The organism is Arthrobacter sp. B0316-1-20 (assembly GCF_059091865.1).
The window spans coordinates 267,904-291,502 of record NZ_JBNHHC010000002.1; the positions used below are offsets into that span (position 1 = coordinate 267,904).

19 protein-coding genes are annotated in these 23,599 nt (G+C 66.5%); 13 read left to right on the top strand and 6 right to left on the bottom strand.

What is annotated here, in order from left to right:
* Positions 1–21 precede the first annotated feature (21 nt).
* The 3 genes from secD (at position 22) to AC5RW2_RS04235 (ending at position 5,316) form a co-directional block, all read left to right on the top strand.
* Entirely contained in the window at positions 22–1,749 is a 1,728-nt protein-coding gene (gene secD / locus AC5RW2_RS04225; protein WP_493950584.1) for a protein translocase subunit SecD, read from the top strand.
* The gene (secF, locus tag AC5RW2_RS04230) at positions 1,749–2,741 is read left to right on the top strand and encodes a protein translocase subunit SecF (RefSeq protein ID WP_493962135.1); all 993 of its coding nucleotides are present in this window, start codon (positions 1,749–1,751) and stop codon (positions 2,739–2,741) included. Before secD ends, secF begins: the two co-directional genes overlap by 1 nt.
* Before the next feature lie 292 nt (positions 2,742–3,033).
* A complete protein-coding gene (locus AC5RW2_RS04235) occupies positions 3,034–5,316 on the top strand; it encodes a RelA/SpoT family protein (protein ID WP_493950709.1) in 2,283 nt (760 codons plus the stop codon).
* Positions 5,317–5,467: 151 nt separating this feature from the next.
* On the opposite strand, the gene AC5RW2_RS04240 is transcribed toward AC5RW2_RS04235, so the two are convergent.
* The 3 genes from AC5RW2_RS04240 to AC5RW2_RS04250 all read right to left on the bottom strand — a co-directional run bounded on the left by AC5RW2_RS04240 (position 5,468) and on the right by AC5RW2_RS04250 (position 8,751).
* Complete coding sequence (locus AC5RW2_RS04240) at positions 5,468–5,977, bottom strand: type IV toxin-antitoxin system AbiEi family antitoxin (protein ID WP_494073700.1); 510 nt, start codon at positions 5,975–5,977, stop codon at positions 5,468–5,470.
* A 205-nt stretch (positions 5,978–6,182) separates the two neighbouring features.
* Positions 6,183–7,895 carry a DUF349 domain-containing protein gene (locus tag AC5RW2_RS04245; RefSeq protein WP_493962133.1) on the bottom strand — a complete coding sequence of 571 codons (1,713 nt, stop codon included), beginning with the start codon at positions 7,893–7,895 and terminating at the stop codon, positions 6,183–6,185.
* Positions 7,896–7,959: 64 nt separating this feature from the next.
* On the bottom strand, positions 7,960–8,751 hold the full coding sequence (locus AC5RW2_RS04250) for a peptidylprolyl isomerase (RefSeq protein ID WP_493962132.1): 792 nt from the start codon (positions 8,749–8,751) through the stop codon (positions 7,960–7,962).
* Positions 8,752–8,945: 194 nt separating this feature from the next.
* Between AC5RW2_RS04250 and hisS the strand changes: the two genes are divergently transcribed.
* Complete coding sequence (hisS, locus tag AC5RW2_RS04255) at positions 8,946–10,295, top strand: histidine--tRNA ligase (RefSeq protein WP_493950579.1); 1,350 nt, start codon at positions 8,946–8,948, stop codon at positions 10,293–10,295.
* 38 nt (positions 10,296–10,333) lie between these two features.
* Here the strand turns inward: hisS and AC5RW2_RS04260 are convergent, their stop codons facing one another.
* Together AC5RW2_RS04260 and AC5RW2_RS04265 are read right to left on the bottom strand one after the other, a co-directional pair.
* Positions 10,334–10,765 carry a hypothetical protein gene (locus tag AC5RW2_RS04260; RefSeq protein ID WP_493950578.1) on the bottom strand — a complete coding sequence of 144 codons (432 nt, stop codon included), beginning with the start codon at positions 10,763–10,765 and terminating at the stop codon, positions 10,334–10,336.
* 176 nt (positions 10,766–10,941) lie between these two features.
* On the bottom strand, positions 10,942–12,192 hold the full coding sequence (locus AC5RW2_RS04265) for an APC family permease (RefSeq protein ID WP_493950577.1): 1,251 nt from the start codon (positions 12,190–12,192) through the stop codon (positions 10,942–10,944).
* A gap of 208 nt (positions 12,193–12,400) precedes the next feature.
* On the opposite strand from AC5RW2_RS04265, the gene aspS reads away from it, so the two are divergent.
* The 3 genes from aspS to AC5RW2_RS04280 all read left to right on the top strand — a co-directional run bounded on the left by aspS (position 12,401) and on the right by AC5RW2_RS04280 (position 16,394).
* Entirely contained in the window at positions 12,401–14,215 is a 1,815-nt protein-coding gene (gene aspS, locus AC5RW2_RS04270; RefSeq protein WP_493962131.1) for an aspartate--tRNA ligase, read from the top strand.
* 94 nt (positions 14,216–14,309) lie between these two features.
* Positions 14,310–14,921 carry a GNAT family N-acetyltransferase gene (locus AC5RW2_RS04275; RefSeq protein ID WP_493962130.1) on the top strand — a complete coding sequence of 204 codons (612 nt, stop codon included), beginning with the start codon at positions 14,310–14,312 and terminating at the stop codon, positions 14,919–14,921.
* Positions 14,922–14,963: 42 nt separating this feature from the next.
* Positions 14,964–16,394, top strand: coding sequence for a replication-associated recombination protein A (locus AC5RW2_RS04280; protein WP_493962129.1), 1,431 nt, complete (start codon positions 14,964–14,966; stop codon positions 16,392–16,394).
* A gap of 56 nt (positions 16,395–16,450) precedes the next feature.
* Here the strand turns inward: AC5RW2_RS04280 and dtd are convergent, their stop codons facing one another.
* Complete coding sequence (gene dtd / locus AC5RW2_RS04285; protein ID WP_493962128.1) at positions 16,451–16,903, bottom strand: D-aminoacyl-tRNA deacylase; 453 nt, start codon at positions 16,901–16,903, stop codon at positions 16,451–16,453.
* A gap of 217 nt (positions 16,904–17,120) precedes the next feature.
* Between dtd and rpsD the strand changes: the two genes are divergently transcribed.
* The 6 genes from rpsD to mltG all read left to right on the top strand — a co-directional run bounded on the left by rpsD (position 17,121) and on the right by mltG (position 23,566).
* On the top strand, positions 17,121–17,747 hold the full coding sequence (gene rpsD, locus AC5RW2_RS04290; RefSeq protein WP_136785369.1) for a 30S ribosomal protein S4: 627 nt from the start codon (positions 17,121–17,123) through the stop codon (positions 17,745–17,747).
* Between the two features lie 252 nt (positions 17,748–17,999).
* A complete protein-coding gene (locus tag AC5RW2_RS04295) occupies positions 18,000–18,383 on the top strand; it encodes a DUF948 domain-containing protein (RefSeq protein WP_493941708.1) in 384 nt (127 codons plus the stop codon).
* A gap of 18 nt (positions 18,384–18,401) precedes the next feature.
* Positions 18,402–18,635 (top strand): DUF6167 family protein, encoded by a 234-nt coding sequence (locus AC5RW2_RS04300; RefSeq protein WP_493950572.1) that lies wholly within the window; start codon positions 18,402–18,404, stop codon positions 18,633–18,635.
* 75 nt (positions 18,636–18,710) lie between these two features.
* Positions 18,711–21,389, top strand: coding sequence for an alanine--tRNA ligase (gene alaS / locus AC5RW2_RS04305; protein WP_493950571.1), 2,679 nt, complete (start codon positions 18,711–18,713; stop codon positions 21,387–21,389).
* Between the two features lie 12 nt (positions 21,390–21,401).
* The gene (ruvX, locus tag AC5RW2_RS04310; protein ID WP_493962127.1) at positions 21,402–21,974 is read left to right on the top strand and encodes a Holliday junction resolvase RuvX; all 573 of its coding nucleotides are present in this window, start codon (positions 21,402–21,404) and stop codon (positions 21,972–21,974) included.
* Entirely contained in the window at positions 21,971–23,566 is a 1,596-nt protein-coding gene (gene mltG, locus AC5RW2_RS04315) for an endolytic transglycosylase MltG (protein ID WP_493962126.1), read from the top strand. The genes ruvX and mltG overlap by 4 nt, the downstream gene beginning before the upstream one ends.
* Positions 23,567–23,599 lie beyond the last annotated feature (33 nt).

The window sequence follows — 23,599 nt, forward strand, 5'->3', positions numbered from 1 at the left end:
CCGATGAGAGAAAGATCTTCCATGGCACGATCCGGTTCCACCAGCATTGCTCGGCGGACACTTATATGGCTCGGTGTGCTGCTTGCCGCCGGTACCGTCATCCTCGGCAGCGGTGTCTTCACCAACCAAGCGAGCTGGGCGCCGAAGCTGGCGCTCGACCTTGAGGGCGGCACCCAGATGATCCTGGCCCCGAAGGTCCAGGGCGCCGGGGGTGAGATCACCGGCGATCAACTCAACCAGGCCGTGGAAATCATTCGCCAGCGCGTCGACGGCTCCGGCGTGGCAGAAGCGGAGATCACCACGCAGTCCGGGCGCAATGTGGTGGTCAGCCTGCCCGGCATTCCGGATCAGCGCACCCGGGAATTGATCCAGGCGTCGGCCGACATGGAATTCCGCCCTGTCCTGACCTCTGCCACGGGTGCAGCTGTTCCCGAAGCAGAACGGACACCGGCGAAGGATATTCCGAAACCGACGGCCAAGCCGGAGAACGCCAGCGACCCGAATTGGATCACGCCCAAGCTTTACCAGGAATTTGAGGCGCTCGACTGCCTTAGCCCGGCCGCTGCGGAAAAGGAGGCCCAGCCTGCAGACCCGGCCAAGCCGGTGGTTGCCTGTGAACCGGATACTGGAATGAAGTACATCTTGGGTCCGGTGGAAGTACCTGGCACCGACATCTCCGGCTCCAGCTTCGGCCAAACCCGCGGCCAGCAGGGACAGACGCTGAACCAGTGGGCAGTCAACATCGAGTTTAATGGCGAAGGAACCCGGACCTTCAAGGCCGTCACCGAGCGTCTGTTCGGACTCTCCGGCGCCCGGAACCAGTTCGCTATTGTGCTGGACGGAAAGGTGATTTCCGCACCGCAGACCAACGCCGTCATCCCGGATGGCAAACCGCAGATCACCGGCAACTTCACCGAAGAATCTGCGCGCGGCCTTTCCGAACAGCTGAAGTACGGCGCGCTGCCGATCAGCTTCGAGATCCAGAGTGAGCAGCAGATTTCCGCCACGCTCGGCGCCGACCAGCTGCGGATGGGCCTGATCGCCGGCGTCATCGGCCTGGTCCTGGTCGCTGGCTATTCAATCTTCCAATACCGGGCGCTCGGCTTCGTCACGATCGCCTCACTGGTAGTGGCGGGTCTCATCACCTATCTGGCGATTGCGATATTGGGCTGGACGGAGAACTACCGCCTTTCACTGGCCGGCGTGGCCGGCCTGATCGTGGCAATCGGCCAGACAGCCGACTCGTTCATCGTCTACTTCGAACGTATCCGCGATGAGTTGCGCGAGGGCCGAGGCCTGGTGTCCGCGGTGGACAACGGCTGGAAGCGTGCACGGCAGACCGTATTGGCCTCTAAGGCAGTGAACCTGCTGGCCGCCGTCGTGCTGTACTTCGTGGCAGTGGGCAACGTGCGAGGTTTCGCCTTCACGCTGGGCCTGACCGCGGTGGCCGACCTTCTGGTGGTCTTCCTCTTCACCCACCCGACCATGGTGCTGCTGGCCAAGACCAAGTTCTTCGGTGAGGGTCACCGGTTCTCCGGCCTTGATCCCCGGTTGCTGGGCGCGGTGCCGCTGTACCGGGGGGCCGGGCGTATCCGCCAGCCGGACGAACGCAAAGTGCCGGTCCGTGCCAAGAACACCGCGGCGGCCGCCGAAGCGGGCCGCCGCCAGACCATTGCCGAACGCCGCGCGGCCGAGAGGCAGCAGGCGACCAGCGGTGCAGGCCGCGGCGCCAACAAGGAGAGCAACTAATGGCCAATTTTGCTAAGTGGGGTAACGACCTCTACACCGGCAGGCGCTCCTATGACTTCGTCGGCAAATACAAGATCTGGTTTGGCATCGCCGTCGTCGCCATTCTCCTGTCCATCGTGGTGCCGTTCGTCAAGGGTGGCTTCAACCTGGGCATCGACTTCCGCGGCGGTTCCGAGTTCACCGTTTCCAACGTTCAGAACACCGACGCCGGGCCCGGCGAGGCTGCCGTCGCCAAGGTCGCCTCGGAGGCCGACCCCCAGGTGACCAACATTGCGCCGGGCACCATGCGGATCCAGACCGAACGGCTGAACGACGACCAGACTCTTCAATTGCGCGACGCATTGGTTGGCGCTTACGGCGTGCAAGCCAACGAAGTGACCTCCTCGTACGTTGGTCCCACCTGGGGCGCAGACGTGACCCGGCAGGCGCTCTGGGGCCTAGTGGTGTTCGTTGTGCTGGCGGCCTTCATGATGGCGCTGTACTTCCGGACCTGGAAGATGTCGGTCTCCGCGCTCAGCGGGCTTGTGGTGGTGCTGGTCGTGACCGCCGGCATCTACTCGCTCAGCGACTTTGAGGTGACGCCCTCGGCGATTATCGGCTTCCTGACCATTCTGGGCTACTCGCTGTACGACACCGTGGTGGTCTTCGACAAGATCCGTGAGAACACCAAGGACTTGGACACGTCCACCAGGAGGACTTTCGCGGAAGAGGTCAATCTCGCCGTGAACCAGACCCTGGTCCGGTCCATCAACACCTCGGTTGTGGCCGTCCTGCCCGTGGCCGCCATCCTGTTCATCGGCGCGTTCGTGTTGGGCGCCGGAACGCTGAAGGACCTGTCGCTGGCTCTGTTCATCGGCATCATCATCGGCGCCGCCACCACCATCTTCATCGCGGCACCGATGTACGCACGGATCCGGGCAAAGGAACCGGCGCTGGTCAAGCAGGCCCAGCGGGTGGAAGAACGACGCCGGAACGAAGCCGTCACTGTCTGACACGGCTCCTGCGGGTCGTCACCGTCTGACGCGGCTCCTGGTGCCGTCGCTGCCTACGGCTCCGGGGGCCGTCGCCGTCCGACGTCGCTCCGGATGCCGGGGCTGTAGTAGCGGGCATAGACTGGACCTTGCGGAACCCCGTTGAGTTGGTGCCTCGACTGACGGCCGGAATAACCGGCGCCAGCGGCAGCTCCAGGACAAGTCGGAAAGGTGGGCAGGATTGGCCGAGAACCTCAGGTCGACCGAGCAAGCCAGTGATAGCGGCGCCAAGCCGGATCCTGGTTCCTCTGTGATGCCTGCGGCCAAGGATGCTCCGGCCACTGCGCCGGTCCGCCATGCCTTCCCGGGCCGCCGGGAACGCACCATGTCCCGACTGGCCCGGTTGGCCGGCAGGGGAGGTTCCGGCTATTCGCCCATCCTTGAGCCGCTGCTGCGCACCGTGCGGGCGAACAACCCCCGCGAGGACTTCGATCTGATTCAGCGGGCCTTCGTTGTGGCCGAGCGCAGCCACCGCGGGCAGAAGCGCAAAAGCGGCGACCCTTACATCACTCACCCGGTGGCGGTAGCCACCATCCTGGCCGAACTGGGCATGACCGGCACGACTCTGGCCGCAGCGCTGCTCCACGACACGGTCGAGGATACGGAGTACACCCTCGAGAATTTGAAGAGGGAGTTCGGGCCAGAAGTTGCCATGCTGGTCGACGGTGTCACCAAGCTGGACAAGGTGCAGTTCGGTGACGCGGCGCAGTCGGAGACAGTACGCAAGATGGTTGTGGCGATGGCCAAGGACATCCGCGTCCTGGTGATCAAACTGGCCGACCGCCTGCATAATGCCCGTACCTGGCGTTTCGTGTCCCCGGAGTCTTCGGCTAAGAAGGCCCGCGAGACCTTGGAGATTTTTGCGCCGCTGGCCCACCGGCTGGGCATGAACACCATCAAGTGGGAGTTGGAAGATCTCTCGTTCGCAGCCCTGCATCCCAAGGTGTACGAGGAAATCGTGCGAATGGTGGGGGAGCGCACCCCCGAACGCGAGAAGTACCTGACCACGCTGCGCACCAAGATCGGCGATGACCTGCGCGCGGTAAAGATCAAGGCCACGATCACGGGCCGGCCGAAGCACTATTACTCCATCTATCAGAAGATGATTGTGCGGGGTAAGGACTTCGACGACATCCACGACCTGATGGGCATCCGCGTGCTGGTGGACACGGTCCGGGACTGCTATGCAGCGCTGGGCGCCCTGCATTCGCGGTGGAACCCGCTGCCCGGCCGGTTCAAAGACTACATCGCCATGCCCAAGTTCAATATGTACCAATCGCTGCACACCACGGTGATCGGTCCGGGTGGCAAGCCGGTGGAGATCCAGATCCGCACCCACGAGATGCACCGTCGTGCCGAGTACGGTGTTGCTGCGCACTGGAAGTACAAGGACATCGCCCGCGGCGGCACAGCCGACGGCGGAGATATGGGTTGGCTCCGGAGCCTGATCGACTGGCAGCAGGAAACCAGTGATCCGGCCGAGTTCCTGGACTCCCTCCGGTTTGAGATCAACGCCAAGGAAGTCTTCGTCTTCACACCCAAGGGCGAGGTGATGGCGCTGCCGGCCGGATCGACGCCGGTGGACTTCGCCTACGCGGTGCACACCGAGGTGGGCCACCGCACCATCGGTGCCCGCGTCAACGGCAAACTGGTACCGCTCAACAGCGAGCTCAATCACGGCGACTGGGTGGAGATTTTCACCTCCAAGGCGGAGGGGGCCGGCCCGAGCCAGGACTGGCAGGGCTTCGTCAAGAGCCCGCGGGCCCGGAACAAGATCCGGCAGTGGTTCACCAAGGAACGCCGCGAAGAGGCGATCGAAAAGGGCAAGGAGCATCTCACCCGCGCCATGCGGAAGCAGAACCTGCCGCTGCAGAAGATGATGACGCACGACGCGTTGATGTCGGTTGCGCAGGAGCTCCACCACGCCGATGTATCCGCGCTGTACGCAGCGGTGGGCGACGGTCATACCTCCGCGCAGAACGTCATCGAGCACCTGGTTGGCCTGCTGGGCGGACAGGAAGCTGTCGAGGAAACCGAACCCGCCATCTCGACTGGGGTCAAGCGGCCGAAGCATCCGGACTCCGGCGTCACTGTTGTGGGCGTGGGCGATGTCTGGGTCAAGCTGGCCCGGTGTTGCACTCCGGTTCCGCCGGACCCGATCGTCGGGTTCGTTACTCGGGGTTCGGGTGTCTCGGTGCACCGTTCCGACTGCCGCAACGTGGCCGAGCTGCGGGAAAGCCCCGACCGGATCGTCAACGTCGCGTGGGCGCCCACCCAGTCCAGCGTGTTCTTGGTGGAGATTCAGGTGGAGGCCTTGGATCGTAAGAGCCTGCTGTCCGATGTCACCCGCGTGCTGGCCGAGAACCATGTCAACATCCTGTCCGCGACCGTGCACACTTCAAGCGACCGGCTGGCAATTTCGCGGTTCTCTTTCGAGATGGGCGACCCGAAGTACCTGAGCCACGTGCTTAGTGCTGTCCGGCGCATCGATGGCGTGTACGACGTCTACCGCACCTCGGGCTCCCAGCGCCGCTGATCCATTTCCGGGCAGCAGTTGCCCGGAAGCAGCCCGCGCAGGGGGGAAGCAGCCCGCGCAGGGCAGGACGGTCCGGCCGCGGCTGCGAAGGCTGTTCAACAGGCGCATGACGGCTACGGCTCCGCGCCCATCGCTGGGAGGGACGCTCGGGCTACGGCTCCGCGCCCATCGCTGCGCCGATTCGCTCCAGCGCCCGGGCTTTGCCCGGCAATCTGGGCCTGGCCTCGATCGCCTGCCGGATAACGTCCAGGCGGCAGCCGAGTCCCTTGGCCCTGGCCAGCGCGCTCAAGACGCGGACCGCATCCGGTTCTGGAGCGTGCAATGCTACGTCAAGAGCGGTCCTCAACGGAGTGCTGACCGGCACGCCGCCGATTGTCACGGTATCCAAGGGGCCCAGCGTCACTTCATGGATCTGGGCCTGGCGATAGCGGCCCTGCGAGGTTGCCCGGTGCCGGTGATCCAGCAGGACCGAGAGCTTCTGGGGTTCCGGGGCGCAGCCGTAAACCCACGCCGCCGTCAACCTCCCCAACACCACCCTCCGGCGGACCTGCTCTGGCAGGCTGAAGAACGCGGCCGCCGCGCGGTGCCGGGGCGTGATCTGGTCCCAGGGCAGCGCAAACCCCGTGCCGTAGACGTTGACCAACAGGCCATCGAGCCGCATGCACTCGAGTTCGCTGAGACTGAACGGGTGCCCGGGTCGCAGGACTGCTGGCGGCGTCTGCGGACCCAATGCTGCAGCCGTCGAGAATTGGGGAGGGTGAGGGACCATGCCAGCCAGCATGCCAAACGGCCCCATGCAGCCGAAGGGGCCGGGAGCGCTTTGTGGAAAGCGTGCCCGGCCCCTCCGGCTGTGTAGGGCTTAGCTGCTAGGAAAAGTCTTCTGCAGAGCGCTTAAGGGTGTCCAGCCATTGGCGGCGGGCATCCAGCGCCTCGCGTGCCGCGCTGATCCGTCGCTGGTCTCCGGCCCGTTCGGCCTGTGCCAAGTCGTCCTCAAGTCCGGCAATGGCGGACTCGAGTTGGGACAGCGCACTGTTGGTGCGGGCTTTGGTTTCCGGGTTCGTCCGGCGCCAGTGGTCGTCCTCGGCAGACCTGACTGCATCCTCAACCTTGCGCAGGCCGGCGTCGATCCGCTGCATGTCGCCGCGGGGAACCTTCCCGGCTTCCTCCCAGCGATCGCGGATCGACTGCAGGGACTTCTTGGCCGCGGCCAGATCGGTCACGGGCAGCAGCGCCTGCGCCTCGGCTACCAGCGCCTCCTTGACCGCCAGGTTTGCGGAGAACTCCTGATCGATCGCCTCATTGGCGGACTGACGCGCAGCGAAGAACTTGTCCTGGGCTGCACGGAACCTAGTCCAGAGGGCGTCATCATCCTTGCGGCTGGCGCGCTTGGAAGCCTTCCATTCGTCCATCAGCTTGCGGTACTCGGCGGCGGTGTGGCCCCAGTCAGTAGAGCTGGACAGCTCTTCAGCACGCGCGATCAAGGCTTCCTTGGCCGCCTTGGCCGCGGCATTCTCGCTGTCGAGCTGGCTGAAGAAGGCGCGGCGGTGCCGGTCGAAGACCGTGCGGGCGGAGCGGAACCGCTTCCACAATGCGTCTTCGGTGCTGCGCCCCAGCCGGACGCCGTTCTTCTGGGCGGACTTCCAAGCGTCGAAGAGCTCGTTCATGCGCGCGCTGCTGGTTTTCCACTGCACCGACGACGGTTCCTTGCCGGCAATCTCCTCGGCCTCGGCGACGATGGCCTCCCGGGCAGCCAGTTCAGCGGCCCGCTGGGCCTCCTGCCCGGCCTTCTCGGCCTTCTGCAAGTCGCTGATGGCAGTGCCCAGTGCCTCCAGCCGGGCCTCCAGCGCGGGGATGTCGCCCACCATGTGGCGCTCGGCCGTCTGGGCCTTCAGATGATTCAGCGTCTTGTGCATATCAGTAGACGGAGCCTTGGCTTCCACGCGCTGTTCCAGCAGAGCGGCCTGGGCTGCAACGTCGTCGTACTTGCGAACAAAGTAGGCCAGTGCCTCGTCTTTGCTGGTGTCCGGATACTGCCCGACCGGGTGTTCCTGGCCGTCGATCAGCAGGAACACGTGGCCGTCGTCGGTTACCCGGGCCCATTTGGACGCCTCGGACAACGGTGTGGAGGCGACTGCTGGAGCCGGGATCACTTGCTGTGCCGTAGTAGCGCCAGCGCTCTTTCCGGGCATGGCAGCCGGCGACGGCTTCGGTCCGGGCATGGGCTTCGGGGTCGGCTTGGCGGCCGGGCTCGGGGCAGCGGCGGAGGCTTCGGCAGCAGCCGGCGCCTGCTCGACTGGAGCCTGCTCGGTCTGCTCAGCCGGCGCCTGCTCGACCGGCGCCTGTTCTGCCGGTGCCTGCTCAGCCTCAGCCGGTGCCTGCTCGACCGGCGCCTGCTCGACCGGAGCCTGTTCTGCCGGCGCCTGTTCTACCGGTGCCTGCTCGGTCTGCTCAGCCGGGGCCTGCTCGGCCTCAACCGGAGTCTGCTCAGCCGGAGTCTGCTCAGCAGAATCCGAAGTGGCCACGGCCTGTTCGGTCTCGGTGGTCTGAGCTGTTTCGTCGGATTGTTGACTAGGTGTCACCGCTAGAACTCTTTCGCTTGTGTCCGGGACCGCCTTTTGCTGCGGCACCGTCGTGGTGATGGGCTCACTGGATGGTGAACGATTTTATTGTTACCGGTATTTTAGGCGGGCCGTCCTGGCTAGTGGCATCCTCAACGCCGCCGGCCGCAATCCGCTCGATCACGTCCAGCCCTTCGGTTACCTTACCCATAATCGTGTAGCCGCCGGTATCCTGCGGGATCGTCGAATCTTTCCACGCAATGAAGAATTGTGTCCCGTTGCTGTAGGTGCTCGCGCCGCGGGCGACGGCGATGGTGCCCGCCGGGTAGATGCCGTCCTCCGGTGTGTTCTCCACCGGTCCCCACTGGTACTCGGGATCGCCGCTGCCGGCGCCGTCCACCGAACCGCACTGGAGCACGCCCATGCTGGTGGCCGTGGTGAGCCGGTGGCAGGTCTTGCCCTCGAAGAACCCGTCCTTCGCCAAGGTGCTGAAGGCCGCCGTCGCCTGGGGAGCGGCCTTCCCATCCAATTCCACGCCGATGTCGCCTTCATTGGTAGCGATCGTGCCGGTGAACACCTTGCCCGCTGCGACCTCGGGCGAGGGAATGTGGGCAGCGTTGGCGGAGGACGCCGGCGAGGGCACGGCTGCGGGGTCTTCGAGGCCTTGACGAACTTGTTCCATTTGGGACGGAGTGGGGTTTGCGGCGAAGACGGTGAGCTGGACGGCCACGGCACCGGCTACCAAGGCTGCGGTGGCCACACCGGCGACAATGTTGTCCCGTTTGCGCCGCGCCAATTGCTGCCGGCGCAGGTCGCGCTTGGCTTCCATCCGGGCAATACGCCGCCGGGCTTCGCGGTCCGGACTATTCCGTGCCAATGCTCCTCCTGGTCTACGCTGACTGGGTTTGCCCCGCCCGCGGGCCCGCGCCCGGCAGTGCGGTTTGGTTCCGCTGCCGCTGCAGGCCTTAAAATGGTCCAGCAGCCAGTTTAGCGATTCAGTGCTGCTGCGCGGTCGCCGGCTTCAAACGACCGGCCCTTCTTCACCCCTCATCTACTAGGAGATACGTCCGTATGGCACGCAAGGCCTCGCTGTCAGGCTTCCCGGAATGGCTTCCGCAGGAGAGGCTCGTGGAACTTCATGTGCTGGATTCCCTGCGCCGGACCTTTGAGCTGCACGGCTTCTCCTCCATTGAGACGCGCGCCGTCGAAACCGTGGCCCAACTGCTGCGCAAGGGCGAGATCGACAAAGAGGTCTACGGCCTGCACCGGCTGCAGGCCGAGGAAGCCGAGGGCAAGAGCGACGACAAACTGGCCCTGCATTTCGATCTCACCGTGCCGTTTGCACGCTATGTGGTGGAGAACGCCGGCCATTTGGCCTTCCCGTTCCGCCGTTACCAGATCCAGAAGGTCTGGCGTGGGGAGCGCCCGCAGGAGGGCCGCGCCCGCGAGTTCACCCAGGCGGACATCGACGTGGTGGGCGACGGCGAGCTGCCGTTCCGCTACGACGTGGAACTGGCGCTGGTGATCGTCGAGGCGCTCAGCGCCCTGCCCATCCCGGACTTCAAGCTGCGTGTCAACAACCGCAAGCTCGCCGAGGGTTTCTACCGCGGCATCGGCCTCACCGATACCGCGGGTGTGCTGCGAAGCATCGACAAGCTGGAGAAGATCGGCCCGGAAAAGGTCGCCGCGCTGCTGCAGGAAGAACTCGGGGCCACCGACGAACAAGCGCAGGCTGCGCTGAAGCTCGCTTCCATCCGCACCGAGGACACATCCTTCGTGGAGCAAGTGCGGGCCCTTGGCGTTCAGCACGAACTGCTGGAGACCGGCCTGGCCGAGCTGGAGGAAGTCATCGGCGAGGCGCACCGGCGGGCCCCCGGCAAGGTGATGGCCGACCTGAGCATCGCCCGCGGGCTGGATTACTACACCGGCACCGTCTACGAGACCGTGCTGGTGGGTCACGAACAGCTCGGTTCCATCTGCTCCGGCGGCCGCTATGACGCGCTGGCCACCAAGGGCAACCGCACCTTCCCCGGCGTCGGGCTGTCCATTGGCGTGACCCGGCTGGTGATGCGGATCCTCAGCCAGGAGTTCGCCACCGCGTCGCGGCATGTCCCGACGGCGGTCCTGGTCACCTTGGCGAATGAGGACAGCTGGTCGCAGGCTCAGGACGTGGCCGGCCAGCTTCGCCAACGCGGCATCAGCGTGGAAGTGGCCGCCAAGGCGGACAAATTCGGCAAGCAGATCAAATACGCCGACCGCCGCGGCATCCCGTTTGTCTGGTTCACCTCGGTCGCCGAGGACGGCAGCCTGAGCCACGAGGTGAAAGACATCCGCTCCGGCGACCAGACCGCTGCCGATCCTGCCAGCTGGGCCCCGCCGGTCGAAGACTTGGTCCCGCAGGTCACCGCCGCGGCCCACTGACTCCGGACGCCTCCGGCATCGGTCAACCGCCCGGTTTGCTACAGCCCGCGCACCAGCAAGTTCTGGTGCAGCTGTCGCCAGCCTTCGGCCAGTTCCCGGCTCGCGTCATATCCATCCACGGTCAGCTTGGCCTTCAGGCCAAAACTTCCCACTTCGACAGTGCCTAGGCTGACGTTGCCGCCGCAGCTGGCAGACATGTCCTCTCCACCCAGCCGGTGGACGATCAGGCACACGCTGCCGCCATCTGCCGGGTCATCTGGCAGTCCGGCATAGAACGCGTAGTCGTTCTCTTCTACCAGCAACCGCGCACTGTCCGACTTGATGCGCAAGTTGGCGCTGCCGGAGAAATGGTCCGCCGGCACGGCCGGAGCATCGAGAGCGGATATTCCGTACCTCGGATGGCTGCCGCAGCCGGCCAAGGCCAGCATGACCACAGCACCAGCTGTCAGTTTGGCCAAAGTGCGCATCATGCCCCCGCCTGTGATGTAACAACGTTTGTCCCACGCTAAACGCGGAAAGCGCGCGGGGGAGAGACGGGGCGTTGCGAACCAATAACTTTATGGTGCGCATGCCCAGTTACATCCTGGGGCAGCCTCGGCTGGAGTTCCGCGCCGCGGGCGGGCGGCGACGGTGCGCTGTCCGCGGTTTACCTGGCGGGCCGGCGGCGCACCGGCGTTAGGGCGGCGCGCGCGATCACGCCGACGGCGAGGACCGCCACCATCAGCACCACCGAGGTAACCGGCAGCGTGAATGCCAGCAGCAGGCAACCGACCAGCCCGGCCACATTCAGGAGCTTCGGCGCATGCCACGGTCGCTCGTCCAAGGTCAGCGCCGCGGCATTGGCGATGCTGTAGTAGATCAGCACGCCAAAGCTGGAGAAGCCCACTACGGCCAGCACGTCCTGGGTGAGGAGCAGGAAGATCACGACGACGGCGACCACCACTTCCGCTGCCCACGGAACCTTGAAGCGCGTGCCCACCTTGGTGAAGACCCCGGGCAGGTCGCCCTCCCGGGCCATGGCAAAGGTGGTCCGGCCGACGCCGGCGATCAACGCCAGCAGCGCGCCCAGGCTGGCCAGGGCCGCGGCCAGGGAAATGGCCGTAGTGCCCACGCCGCCGCCGACTTCCTCCATCACTGAGTGCAGCGGGGCTTCGGTCATCGCCAACAATTCCGGTCCGAGGTAGCGCAGCAGGCCCAGGCCGATCAGCACGTAGAGCACGAGGGTGATCAGCAGGGCGGAGAAGATGGCCAGCGGAATCAGCTTCTTGGGTTCGCGGATTTCTTCGCCCATGGTCGCAATCCTTGCGTAGCCGGCGAACGCGAAGAAGAACAGCCCCGCTGCCTGCAGAACCCCGTACGGGGACAGTGCGGTCTCCGTTGCCGGGGAACCGATGGGATCGGCGTCGAACGCCACCACGACCACGAAGACCAGAACGGCGACCACGAAGGCCACAATCCAGCGGGTCACCCAGGCGGTCCTGGTGATGCCCATCAGGTTGACCGACGTCAGCACCACTACCGCGGCCACGGCGGCGGCGGTGGCGTAGTCAGGAAAAACATAGATGCCGAAGGTGAGCGCCATGGCCGCGCAGGAGGCGATCTTGCCGGTGACGAAGCTCCAGCCGGCCAGGAAGCCGGGCCATTCGCCCAGCCGCTTGCGGCCGTAGACATAGGCGCCGCCGCTGGTGGGATAGAGGGCGGCCAGTTGCGCCGTGGCGCTGGCATTGCAGTAAGCCACGAAGCCGGCAATAGCCAGCGCGAGCGGCAGCCATGGGCCGGCGGCAGCGGCCGCGGGGGTGAAGACGACGAAGACGCCCGCGCCGATCATTGAGCCAACACCCACTGTGGTGGCGTCCACTCCGCCCAGACGGCGTTCCAGCGATGATTCACTACTCACAGATGCCACAGCTCCTTGCTGCGGGCCCGCCGGGTCTCCGGCCCGTCGGGCCGCTGGTGCGGTTTGGCCGGAGTCCGGGTCCGGGACGCCGCGTGATCAACGGTAAACTCGTGTAGGTCTCCACTAACCATAGCCGTACGCCGCCGCCGCTTCAGGTAAACAACAGCGGGCGGACAGCTGAGCAATTCGTTCTACCGGAAGGACTGTTGTGCTGCGCACACACGACCTCGGCACCCTCAGGGCCGAGCACATCGGACAAACCGTTACTCTCGCCGGCTGGGTGGCCCGCCGCCGCGACCACGGTGGTGTGGCCTTCCTGGATCTGCGCGATGCTTCCGGCGTGGCCCAGGTGGTGGTCCGCGAAGAGGATGTCTTCCATGCGCTGCGCAACGAATATGTGCTGCAAATCAAAGGCACTGTGGAGAAGCGTCCGGAGGGCAACGAGAACCCTGCCCTTGCCAGCGGTGAGGTAGAAGTCATCGCGGAGGACGTCGTCGTCCTCAATACCGCCGACCCGCTGCCGTTCCAGGTGGACGAGCACGTGGAGGTGGGCGAGGAGGCCCGCCTCAAGCACCGCTACCTGGACCTGCGCCGGCCCGGCCCGTCGAAGGCGCTGCGGCTGCGCTCGGAGGTCAACCGGGTGGCACGCGAACTGCTGCACGCCGACGGATTCGTGGAGATCGAAACCCCGACGCTGACCCGCTCGACGCCGGAAGGCGCCCGCGACTTCCTGGTGCCGGCACGCCTGGCCCCCGGCTCCTGGTACGCGCTGCCTCAGTCCCCGCAGTTGTTCAAGCAACTGCTGCAGGTGGGCGGCTTCGAGAAGTACTATCAGATTGCCCGTTGCTACCGCGACGAGGACTTCCGCGCCGACCGCCAGCCGGAATTCACCCAGCTGGACATCGAGGCCAGCTTCGTGGACCAGGACGACATCATCGCGCTGGGCGAGCGGATCGTGCAGGCCCTGTGGCGGCTGATCGGCGTCGAAATCAGCACCCCGATCGCGCGGATGACCTACGCCGAGGCGATGAACAAGTACGGTTCGGACAAGCCGGACCTGCGGTTCGGCCTGGAACTGACCGAGCTGACCGAGTTCTTTAAGGACACCACCTTCCGCGTCTTCCAGGCCCCTTACGTGGGCGCCGTGGTGATGCCCGGCGGCGCCTCGCAGGCCCGCCGCACGTTGGACGCTTGGCAGGAATGGGCCAAGCAGCGCGGCGCCAAGGGCCTTGCCTACGTGCTGGTCCAGGAAGACGGCGAGCTCACCGGCCCGGTGGCCAAGAACCTCACCGACTTCGAACGCGAGAACCTCGCCGGAACCGTCGGAGCCAAGCCCGGTGACTGCATCTTCTTCGCGGCCGGCGACCGCTCCGCCTCCCGCGCTCTGCTCGGCGCCGCCCGGGTGGAAATCGGCCACCGCACCGGCTTGATCAACGACGGCGACTGGGCGTTCGTCTGGATCGTGGATGCACCGATGTTCGAACCGGCCGAAGCGGCCGTGGCCTCCGGCGACGTGGCCGTCGGATCCGGCAAATGGACCGCCGTGCACCACGCCTTCACTTCGCCCAAGCCGGAGTTCATGGACACCTTTGACACCGATCCGGAGTCGGCGCTGTCCTATGCCTACGACATTGTCTGCAACGGCAATGAGATCGGCGGCGGCTCGATCCGTATCCACAAGCGCGACATGCAAGAGCGCGTGTTCAAGGTGATGGGCCTGGACAAAGAGTCTGCACAGACCAAGTTCGGCTTCCTGCTGGAAGGCTTCAAGTACGGTGCCCCGCCGCACGGCGGCATCGCGTTCGGCTGGGACCGCGTGGTGGCGCTGCTGGCTGGCGAGGATTCAATCCGCGAGGTCATCGCCTTCCCGAAGACCGGCGGCGGCTACGATCCGCTGACTGCCGCTCCGGCCGCGATCACGCCGCAGCAGCGCAAGGAAGCGGGCGTGGACGCCAAGCCACAGCCCAAGGAAGCGGCCAAGGAGCCGGCCAAGGACGCCGCCAAGGAATCCGAGGCCATGTAGCCCGGCACCTCGCCGGCATCGCATTCGGCACCGACGGACGACGGCGGGCGCGCACCTCTTGTGGTGTGCGCCCGCCGTGTTGTCTGCTGGGGGCATGACCACTGACACCGGTGCCGACGTTTCGATCGTGCCTGCGCGTGAGGCCCCCTGGGACGAACTGCAGACAGTGCTGGGCGTCCGCGGTGAGGCAGCCCGCTGTCAGTGCCAGTGGTTCCAGACCCCCGCGGCGCAATGGCGCGGGGAGCATGTCGAGGAACGGGCCTTCCGGCTCCTGGCCGGGACCGCCTGTGGCGATCCGGCGGCCGCTTCGACCAGCGGCCTGGTCGCCTACCTGGACGGCGAACCGGCCGGTTGGTGCGCGGTGGAACCGCGGTCGGCCTACCGGCGCTTGCGGAACAGTCGCGTGGTGTGGGCCGGCCGCGAGGAGGATCCGGACGACGGCAGCATCTGGGCCGCGGTCTGCTTTGTCACCCGGACAGGCTTCCGGCGCCGTGGCATCAGCCGGGCGCTGGCCGCGGCCGTGCCGGGCTGGGCGCAGGACAACGGCGCCCACGCCGTCGAGGGGTATCCGTTGATCCTGAAGCCCGGGCAGGAAATGACGTGGGGCGAACTCTACGTTGGCAGCTACAGCATCTTCGCCGCGGCCGGGTTCCGTGAAGTCAGCCGCCCGACCGCCCGCCGGGCGGTGATGCGGATCGACTTTTGAGCCGAGACAGTGCAGCGCCGCGGAGCGGATAGCCTTGACGGTGTGAGTGACTTGTTCAGTGCAGCGGCAGGCGACGACGAAGACTACGACGGCGAGGGTGGCGGCCAAGGCCACGGTTCAGCATCTGGCGACGACGGCGGATCCACGCGTCCGCGCAGCCCGCTGGCGGTCCGGATGCGGCCGCGCACGCTCGATGACGTGGTCGGGCAACAGCACCTGCTCCAGCCCGGGTCGCCGCTGCGCTTGCTGGCGGCCGGCGGTGCCGCCACCGGGCCGGCGGGACCGTCGTCGGTCATGCTCTGGGGTCCGCCCGGCACCGGCAAGACCACTCTGGCGCATGTGATCGCCCGCGGCCCGGGCCGCAAGTTCGTGGAGCTCTCCGCGATCACCGCCGGCGTGAAGGACGTGCGCCGGGTGATGGACGAGGCGCTGACCGCCCGCGACCTGCACCGTATCACCACGGTGCTGTTCCTGGACGAGATCCACCGTTTCAACAAGGCACAGCAGGACGCGCTGCTGCCGGGCGTCGAAAACCGCTGGGTGGTGCTGGTCGCCGCCACCACGGAAAACCCGTCGTTCTCGGTGGTCTCGCCGCTGCTGTCGCGTTCGCTGCTGCTGACCCTGAAACCGCTGACCGCCGACGACATTGAGCAGCTGCTGGTGCGCGCGGTCCAGGACGAGCGCGGGCTGGCCGGCCGCGTTGAGCTGAGCGACGAGGCGCTGGAACACCTGGTCCGGCTGGCCGCCGGCGACGCCCGCCGCGGCCTGACTTCGCTGGAAGCCGCCGCGGGCGTCGCCTGGGGAGAATCCGGCGGGGAAGGCAAAGAGGGGGCCCCGGTCCGGGTGGAACTCAGCCACGCCGAGCGCGCCACGGACCGCGCCGCCTTGCGCTACGATAAGGCCGGCGACCAGCACTACGACATCACCAGTGCCTTCATCAAGTCCATGCGCGGCTCCGACGTGGATGCCGCGCTGCACTACATGGCGCGGATGCTGGAGGCGGGGGAGGACCCGCGCTTCGTGGCGCGCCGGATCATGGTCCACGCCTCCGAGGACGTGGGGATGGCCGATCCCACTGCGTTGCAGACGGCCGTCGCCGCCGCCCAGGCCGTCCAATTGATCGGCATGCCGGAAGCCCGGCTGGTGCTGGCCCAGGCCGTGATCCACATCGCCACCGCGCCGAAGTCGCCGGCCTGCTACTTGGCGATCAACGCGGCAGTGGCGGACGTGCGCGCCGGACGCGGCCAGGGAGTTCCCGTGCACCTGCGCGACTCCCACTACGCCGGCGCCAAGGGCATGGGCCATGGGAAGGGTTATGTGTACTCGCACGATGCCCCGCACGGGATCGCCAGCCAGCAGTACGCACCCGACGACCTGGTGGGCCGGAACTACTACGAACCCACCACGAACGGCGCCGAACGGGAGATCTCGGCCCGGGTGGACCGGCTGCGCAAGATCATCCGCGGATCATAACGACGGCGGGGGCGCAACTTCCGACGGCGGCGCCCGCTTCCCGCAGGCAGCCCGCTTCAGCCGCGGCGCGGTTTGGCGAACTCTTCGGTATCCAGGCTGATGGTGAACGGACCGGAATTCACCAGTTCCACCTCCATCATCGCGCCGAAGACACCGGTCTCCACACGGGCGCCCAGGCCGCGCAGGGCCGAGACGAAGTGTTCCAGCAGCGGTTCACTGACCTCGCCTGGTGCGGCCGCGGACCAGGACGGCCGCCGGCCGCGCCGCGTGTCGGCATACAGCGTGAATTGGCTGACCACCAGCAGCGGAGCGCCGGCATCGGCGCAGGAGAGCTCGCCGTCCAGGATGCGCAGCCGCCAGATCTTCTCCGCCAGCAGCGCGGCGTCTTCCGCGGTGTCGGAATGGGTGGCGCCCACCAGGACCACCAGACCAGGGCCGGACAGGGCGCCCACCACGGTGCCGTCGACGCTGACACTGGCGCGGCTGGCGCGCTGGAGAATGGCTCGCATCCAGCCAGCCTAGACGTGGCAGGCCGGGTGATCAGCAGATGCTAGAATGGTTGGCTGACTGGCAAGCCGTTCTTGCGCCGTCGATCCCTCAAGCAGTTCAGCAAAGGGGAGAGGCGTGTGCCCGGGACGGACTGTAGCTGAAGGTAGCGGTTGACCAACGCTCTCCGGGACTTGGAGGCCAGCAAACCATTGCACCGCACATAACTGGAAGGACATCGTGGCTAACAACACACGAGCCCGCCGCAAGGTCCGCATTTCGCGTGCCCTTGGCATTGCCCTGACGCCCAAGGCTGAGAAGTACATGGAGCGTCGTCCGTACGGCCCCGGCCAGCACGGACGCGCCCGCCGCAAGCAGGACAGTGACTACGCCGTTCGTCTGCGCGAGAAGCAGCGTCTGCGTGCCCAGTACGGCATCCGCGAAGCACAGATGACCCGTGTCTTCGAGGAAGCCCGCAACACCGCCGGTCTGACCGGTGAAAACCTGATCGAGCTGCTGGAAATGCGTCTCGACGCCCTGGTGCTGCGTGCCGGCTTCGCCCGCACCATCGCCCAGGCCCGCCAGCTCGTGGTGCACCGCCACATCATGGTCAACGGCAAGCGCGTGGACCGTCCGTCCTTCCGCGTTTCCGAGGGCCAGCTGATCCACGTGCACGAGCGCTCCGAAAAGATGCCCCCGTTCCAGGTGGCAGCTGCCGGCGCGCACCGCGACGTGCTCCCCAACGTTCCGGCGTACCTCGACGTCGCTCTGGAGAAGCTGCAGGCCCGCCTGGTCCGCCGCCCCAAGCGCTCCGAGGTTCCGGTGACCTGCGAAGAGCAGCTGGTGGTCGAATACTACGCTCGCTAGCTAAGTAGTTCCGGGGCCTGAAACCACCGGAACCACCCCTGCGAGATGCCGCCTCCGTGCACGGAGGCGGCGCAGAACAGCCCGCGGCATCGGCCGCGGGCTGTTCAGTAGGTAAGGTGTTGAGAGCGGCGGGAAGACGCCTGCACAAGGTGCGCCCCGCCGTCGTTAGCCGGACCCCTGCAGCAGAAGGCATGCCTGCGCTGCGCGCGGACCGGAGTACGCAGTCAACCAACAAGAGGAGCGTTTGACCCTATGTCAGGTGGAGATATCGCCGGTCTGATCGCCGCGGGCGTGTTCGCGGTGCTGGTGGCCCTGCTGGCCATCCCGGTGTGGAAGCTCGGCAAAGTGTTCGATGAACTGCGCCAGGCCATCCGCGAGCTCAGCGACGGCACCACCCCGTTGATTGGCGAAGTGACCACCACCGTCAGCACCACCAACGAACAGTTGAAGAAGGTCGACGGCATCTCCAACAACGTGTCGGACGCGTCGGCCAACGTTTCCGCCCTGACGTCGCTGCTCTCCGCAACCCTTGGCTCGCCACTGATCAAGGTGGCAGCCTTCTCCTACGGCGTGCGCAGCGCCTTTAATACCGCCGGCAAGGGCGCGCCCGAGGGCAAGCGCCGCCGCGGCCGCTAACCCGCGAGAGGAACCGACATGAAGCGAATGATCTGGATGGCCGCAGGAGTGGCAATCGGTGTGCTCGCGGTCCGCAAGCTCTCCCAGACGCGCGAAGCGCTGGGACCGGTTGGACTGAACCGCGCCTTGGCCCAGGTGGCCGATTCGGTGGCCAATTTTGCCGATGCGGTCCGGGACGGCATGCAGGAACGCGAAACCGACCTGCGCCTGGCCCTGGGCATCGATTCCGCCGACGACGTCCGCACGCGCTAAATTTTTTACGGCAGCTCAAGCCACGCCCCGGCCCGCACCGGCCGTTTGTACCCTGGAAGGTAAGACACAGGCACCATGAAATCCCACGAGATTGTCCGCCGCTGGCTCGACTTCTTCGAGAAAAAGGGCCACGCCGTGGTCCCCTCGGCGTCCCTGGTGTCGCCGGATCCTTCGCTGCTGTTCACCGTGGCGGGCATGGTGCCGTTCATCCCTTATCTGACCGCCCGCGAGACGCCGCCGTACCCGCGCGCCACCAGTGTGCAGAAGTGCATCCGTACCGCTGACATCGAAGAGGTCGGCAAGACGGTCCGGCACGGCACGTTCTTCCAGATGTGCGGCAACTTCTCCTTTGGTGACTACTTCAAGGAGCAGGCCATCGCCATGGCCTGGGAACTGCTGACCAGCCCGGTGGAGCAGGGCGGCTACGGCCTGCCGCCGGAGAAGCTCTGGATCACCGTCTACGAAGAGGACGAGGAAGCCCTCGCCATCTGGCGCGACCAGGTGGGCGTCCCGGCCGACCGGATCCAGAAGTCCGGCAAGAAGGACAACTACTGGTCCACCGGCCAGCCCGGTCCCGCCGGCCCGTGCTCGGAAATCTTCTACGACCGCGGCCCGGAATACGGGATCGAAGGCGGCCCGATCGCCGACGAGACCCGCTACATCGAAATCTGGAACCTGGTCTTCATGCAGTACCAGCGCGGCGCCGGCATCGGCAAGGAAGACTTCGAGATCCTGGGCGAATTGCCGCAGAAGAACATCGACACCGGTCTGGGTATGGAACGCCTCGCGATGATCCTGCAGGGCGTGGAGAACATGTACGAGACGGACCAGGTCCGCCCCGTGCTGGACAAGGCCGCGGAGATTTCCGGCAAGGAATACACCAGTGCCGAGTCCGACGACGATCCGCACCACACGGACGATGTGCGGCTGCGCGTGGTCGCCGACCATATCCGCTCCGCGCTGATGCTGATCTCCGATGGCGTGACTCCCTCCAACGAGGGCCGCGGCTATGTGCTGCGCCGCTTGATCCGCCGCGCCGTGCGCGCCATGCGCCTGCTCGGCGTGGAAAAGGCCTGCCTGCCTGACCTGCTGCCGGTCTCGCGTGACGCCATGAAGGGCACCTACCCGGCGGTGGCGGACGACTTCGAGCGGATCAGCCGGATTGCCTATGCCGAAGAGAAGGCCTTCCTGCGCACGATTGCCTCCGGCACCGCCCGGTTGGAAGAGGCCGTGAAGGAATCGAAGGCCGCGTCCAAGCCGATTTCCGGCGAGGACGCCTTCGCCCTGCACGACACCTACGGCTTCCCGATCGACCTCACCTTGGAAATGGCCGAGGAAGCGGGCCTGCAGGTGGACGAAGCCGGCTTCCGCACGCTGATGGCCGAGCAGCGCCAGCGTGCCCAGGCCGATGCCCGCGGCAAGAAACTGGGCCACGCCGACGTGACAGTCTTCCGCGAGATGCTGGCCGAGGGCGAGACCGTTTTCACCGGCTACGACGAATTGAACACCGAATCCACCGTGCGCGGCATCGTCCGCGGCGGAGAAGTGCGCGGTTTCGCCGGCCAGGGCGAGGAAATCGAACTGGTGCTCGACGCGACCCCGTTCTACGCCGAGGCCGGCGGCCAGGCCGCCGACGTCGGACTGATCACCGGCGACGGGTTCGTCGTCGAGGTGCTGGACGTGCAGAAGCCGGTCAAGGGCCTGAGCGTGCACAAGGCCGTGGTCCGCGAAGGCGAGCTGCCCGCCGGCGCCACGGTGCAGGCCGCAGTGGACGCGCAGCGCCGCCATGCCGGCGAGCAGGCGCACTCCGGTACGCACATCATCCATGCGGCCCTGCACCAGATCCTTGGCCCGGAGGCGCTGCAGCGCGGCTCCTTCAACAAGGCCGGCTACCTCCGCTTCGACTTCTCCTGGGGCGAGGGCCTCTCCGACGCCGCCAAGTCCGAGGTCGAAGAGGTTTCGAACCTGGCCATCCGCAACAACTTCGAGGTGCAGACCCGCGTCATGCCGCTGGCCCAGGCCCGCGAGCTGGGCGCGATGGCGCTCTTCGGCGAAGCCTACGGGGACACCGTGCGCGTGGTGGAGATCGACGGCGCCTGGTCACGCGAACTCTGCGGCGGCACCCACGTGGAGGCCACCTCGCAGATCGGTTCGCTGACGCTGCTGGGCGAGGCCTCGGTGGGCTCCGGCAACCGCCGGGTAGAGGCGTTCGTGGGCATGGAAGCCTTCCGCCACATGGCCGCCGAGCGCGCGCTGGTGACCGAGCTGTCCGAAATGCTCAAGGTCCCCGGCGCCCAGCTTCCCGAGCGGATTGCCGCCACCCTGGCCAAGCTGAAATCGGTGGAGAAGGAACTGGACAAGCTGCGCAAGGAACAGCTGGCGGCCTCCGCTGCCTCGCTGGTCTCCCAAGCACAGGACGTGGCAGGCATCCGCCTGCTGGCGCACAACGTCGGCGACCTCAACGGTGCCGACGACCTGCGCAACCTGGCCCTGGACCTGCGGACCCGGTTGGGCTCCGAGCCGGTCACCGTGGCGATGACCGGGGTTGCCAACGGCCGGCCGCTGATCTTGGTGGCGACCAACGAGGCAGCCCGCGCCGCCGGTGTGAAGGCCGGTGCGCTGGTCAAGACCGCTGCCGGCGTGCTGGGTGGCGGCGGCGGCGGCAAGGACGACGTCGCCCAGGGCGGCGGGTCCGACGCTGCCAAGATCGACGAGGCACTGGCCGCCGTGGCTGCCGCGGTCGCGAACCGCTAGGGGCCCGGCAGCGTGTCTCCTACCGGTTATCCGCGCGGCACCAAACTCGGTGTCGACGTCGGTACGGTGCGCGTGGGCGTGGCCAGCTGCGATCCGGACGGGATCCTGGCCACGCCGGTACGCACCCTGAAGCGCGACGCCAAGAAGGACAGCGACATCAGGGTGCTGGTGCGCGAGGCCGCCGAACGGGGCACTGTCCAGGTGTTCGTCGGGCTTCCGCGCACTCTGTCCGGCGGCGACTCTGCGTCCACCGAGATGGCCCGCAGCTATGCCCGGAAGCTGGCCGCAGCGCTGGCAGCCGCTGGGTCCGAGGCCAGCGTCAGCCTGATTGATGAACGCCTGACCACTGTCTCGGCGCACCGGGGATTGCGTGATGCTGGCATGGATACGCGTCAACATCGTAGAGTGGTTGATCAGGTAGCTGCAGTAGGTATCCTGCAGCAGGCCATTGACATGCAACGGGCCCAAGGACAGGACGTGGGGACACCTGTCGCACCACCCGCCGGCAGACCAGCGCCGGATGCCAGCCAAGAGGAGCCGACGATTACGCACGGACATGATCGAAGCGGGGACCCGGCAACGTGACCAAGCACCCCGACGACTGGACCAACCTGCCTTCCCGGCGTTCCACGCGCGGACGCCAGGCAGCCGATCCGCGCTTTGACGACACCGTTCCGCCCTACTGGGACGACGACGCGGTACCTGAATGGGAAGAGCCACCACCCGCGGACGAGGCCTGGCCCGATCCGGCCAGCCGGCCGGTGGTGCCCGGGCCCACCGACGCACCAGCAGAGGACGAACCGGCTGCCGGCTGGACCGACCCGGAGCCGGCCACCGAAATCCAACATCATGTGCCTGCCTCTGGTGGGCACCGCCGTCGTCCTCAGCCGGAGGCCCAACCCGAGGCGGACTACGCCGCCGTTTCTTCGGCAGACGAGCCGGAATATGCTCTCGCCTCCGCGGAACGCGGCTGGGAAACCGCCGACGCCGACCAGGGCTACGCGGACGGCCAGAGCTACGCGGACGACGGCCAGATCTACCACGACGGCCGGCTGGACTTTTTCGAGGACGAACCGCCCGCAGGCCCGAAGCGCCCGGTCCGCACCAAGAAGCGCGCCCGCCGCCGGCGCAACACCATCATGCTGGTGGTTTTCGCGGTCTTCGCCGCGGGTTTGGTCGGCGTGGTGCTGTTCCTGCAGAACCTCTTGGGCATGGGCGGCGGTCCCGACGACTATGCCGGCCCCGGCGAGGGGCAAGTGACCTTCACCGTGGAACAGGGCGCCGGTCCGCTGGTGATCGCGGGCGCGCTGGTGGAGCAAGACATCATCTCCAACAGCGAGATTTTCCTAGGCGAACTGGCCAGCCAGGCGGACGGCCGCGAGGTGCAGCCCGGCCAGTACCAGATGAAGCATAAGATGCCGGCCGCGGCTGCCGCCGCCATCCTGTTGGAGGACGTGGGGGAGAAGGTCTCCTACACCGCCATTAACCGCACCTTGCGCCAGGAAGAGGTCTTCCAGGTCCTCAGCGAAGGCACGAAGATCCCGGCTTCCGAGTTCGCGGAACTGGCGAAGAACCCGCAGCAGTTCGGGTTGCCAAAAGCCGCGCGCAACCTGGACGGCTACCTCTTCCCGGGTGAGTACCGCTGGCCGCTGGAAACCAGCGCCAAGGACATCCTCACGGAACTGGTGGGCCGCACCGTGGACCGGCTGACCAAGGACGGGATTTCCGATCCGCAGGAGCAGTTCCGGGTGCTCACCATCGCCAGCATCATTGAAGCCGAGGCGGGCGAGGCCGACTATCCCACCGTTGCCGGCGCGATCCAGAACCGGTTGAAGCCGGACAACACCGAAACGAACGGCCTGATCCAGTCCGACGCCACGGTGACCTACGGCCTGGGCCGGAAGGGTTACGACATCACGCCTGAGGAAAAGGCGGACAAGTCGAACCCCTACAACACCTACGCGCACACCGGACTGCCCGCGGGACCAATCAACTCACCTGGCGGGCCGGCCATCGACGCAGCGGCCAGCCCGGCCGACGTGCCTTACTACTACTGGGTGACGGTCAACCTGGACACCGGCGAGACGAAGTTCGCCAAGACGCTGGAACAGCACAACGCGTACACCAAGGAATACCAGCAGTGGTGCAGCACGCAGAAAGAAGGCCGGTGCAGTTGATCGCCGGTCCGGCCGACGGCGTGGCAGCTGACA

Excerpts from the sequence above, each read along its gene's own strand:
- secD (WP_493950584.1), top strand. The coding sequence starts at position 22 with ATGGCACGATCCGGTTCCACCAGCATTGCTCGGCGGACACTTATATGG.
- AC5RW2_RS04260 (WP_493950578.1), bottom strand. The coding sequence starts at position 10,765 with ATGATGCGCACTTTGGCCAAACTGACAGCTGGTGCTGTGGTCATGCTG.
- AC5RW2_RS04295 (WP_493941708.1), top strand. The coding sequence starts at position 18,000 with ATGTCAGGTGGAGATATCGCCGGTCTGATCGCCGCGGGCGTGTTCGCG.
- dtd (WP_493962128.1), bottom strand. The coding sequence starts at position 16,903 with ATGCGAGCCATTCTCCAGCGCGCCAGCCGCGCCAGTGTCAGCGTCGAC.
- AC5RW2_RS04300 (WP_493950572.1), top strand. The coding sequence starts at position 18,402 with ATGAAGCGAATGATCTGGATGGCCGCAGGAGTGGCAATCGGTGTGCTC.
- AC5RW2_RS04235 (WP_493950709.1), top strand. The coding sequence starts at position 3,034 with ATGCCTGCGGCCAAGGATGCTCCGGCCACTGCGCCGGTCCGCCATGCC.
- secF (WP_493962135.1), top strand. The coding sequence starts at position 1,749 with ATGGCCAATTTTGCTAAGTGGGGTAACGACCTCTACACCGGCAGGCGC.
- AC5RW2_RS04275 (WP_493962130.1), top strand. The coding sequence starts at position 14,310 with ATGACCACTGACACCGGTGCCGACGTTTCGATCGTGCCTGCGCGTGAG.
- alaS (WP_493950571.1), top strand. The coding sequence starts at position 18,711 with ATGAAATCCCACGAGATTGTCCGCCGCTGGCTCGACTTCTTCGAGAAA.
- hisS (WP_493950579.1), top strand. The coding sequence starts at position 8,946 with ATGGCACGCAAGGCCTCGCTGTCAGGCTTCCCGGAATGGCTTCCGCAG.
- AC5RW2_RS04240 (WP_494073700.1), bottom strand. The coding sequence starts at position 5,977 with ATGCGGCTCGATGGCCTGTTGGTCAACGTCTACGGCACGGGGTTTGCG.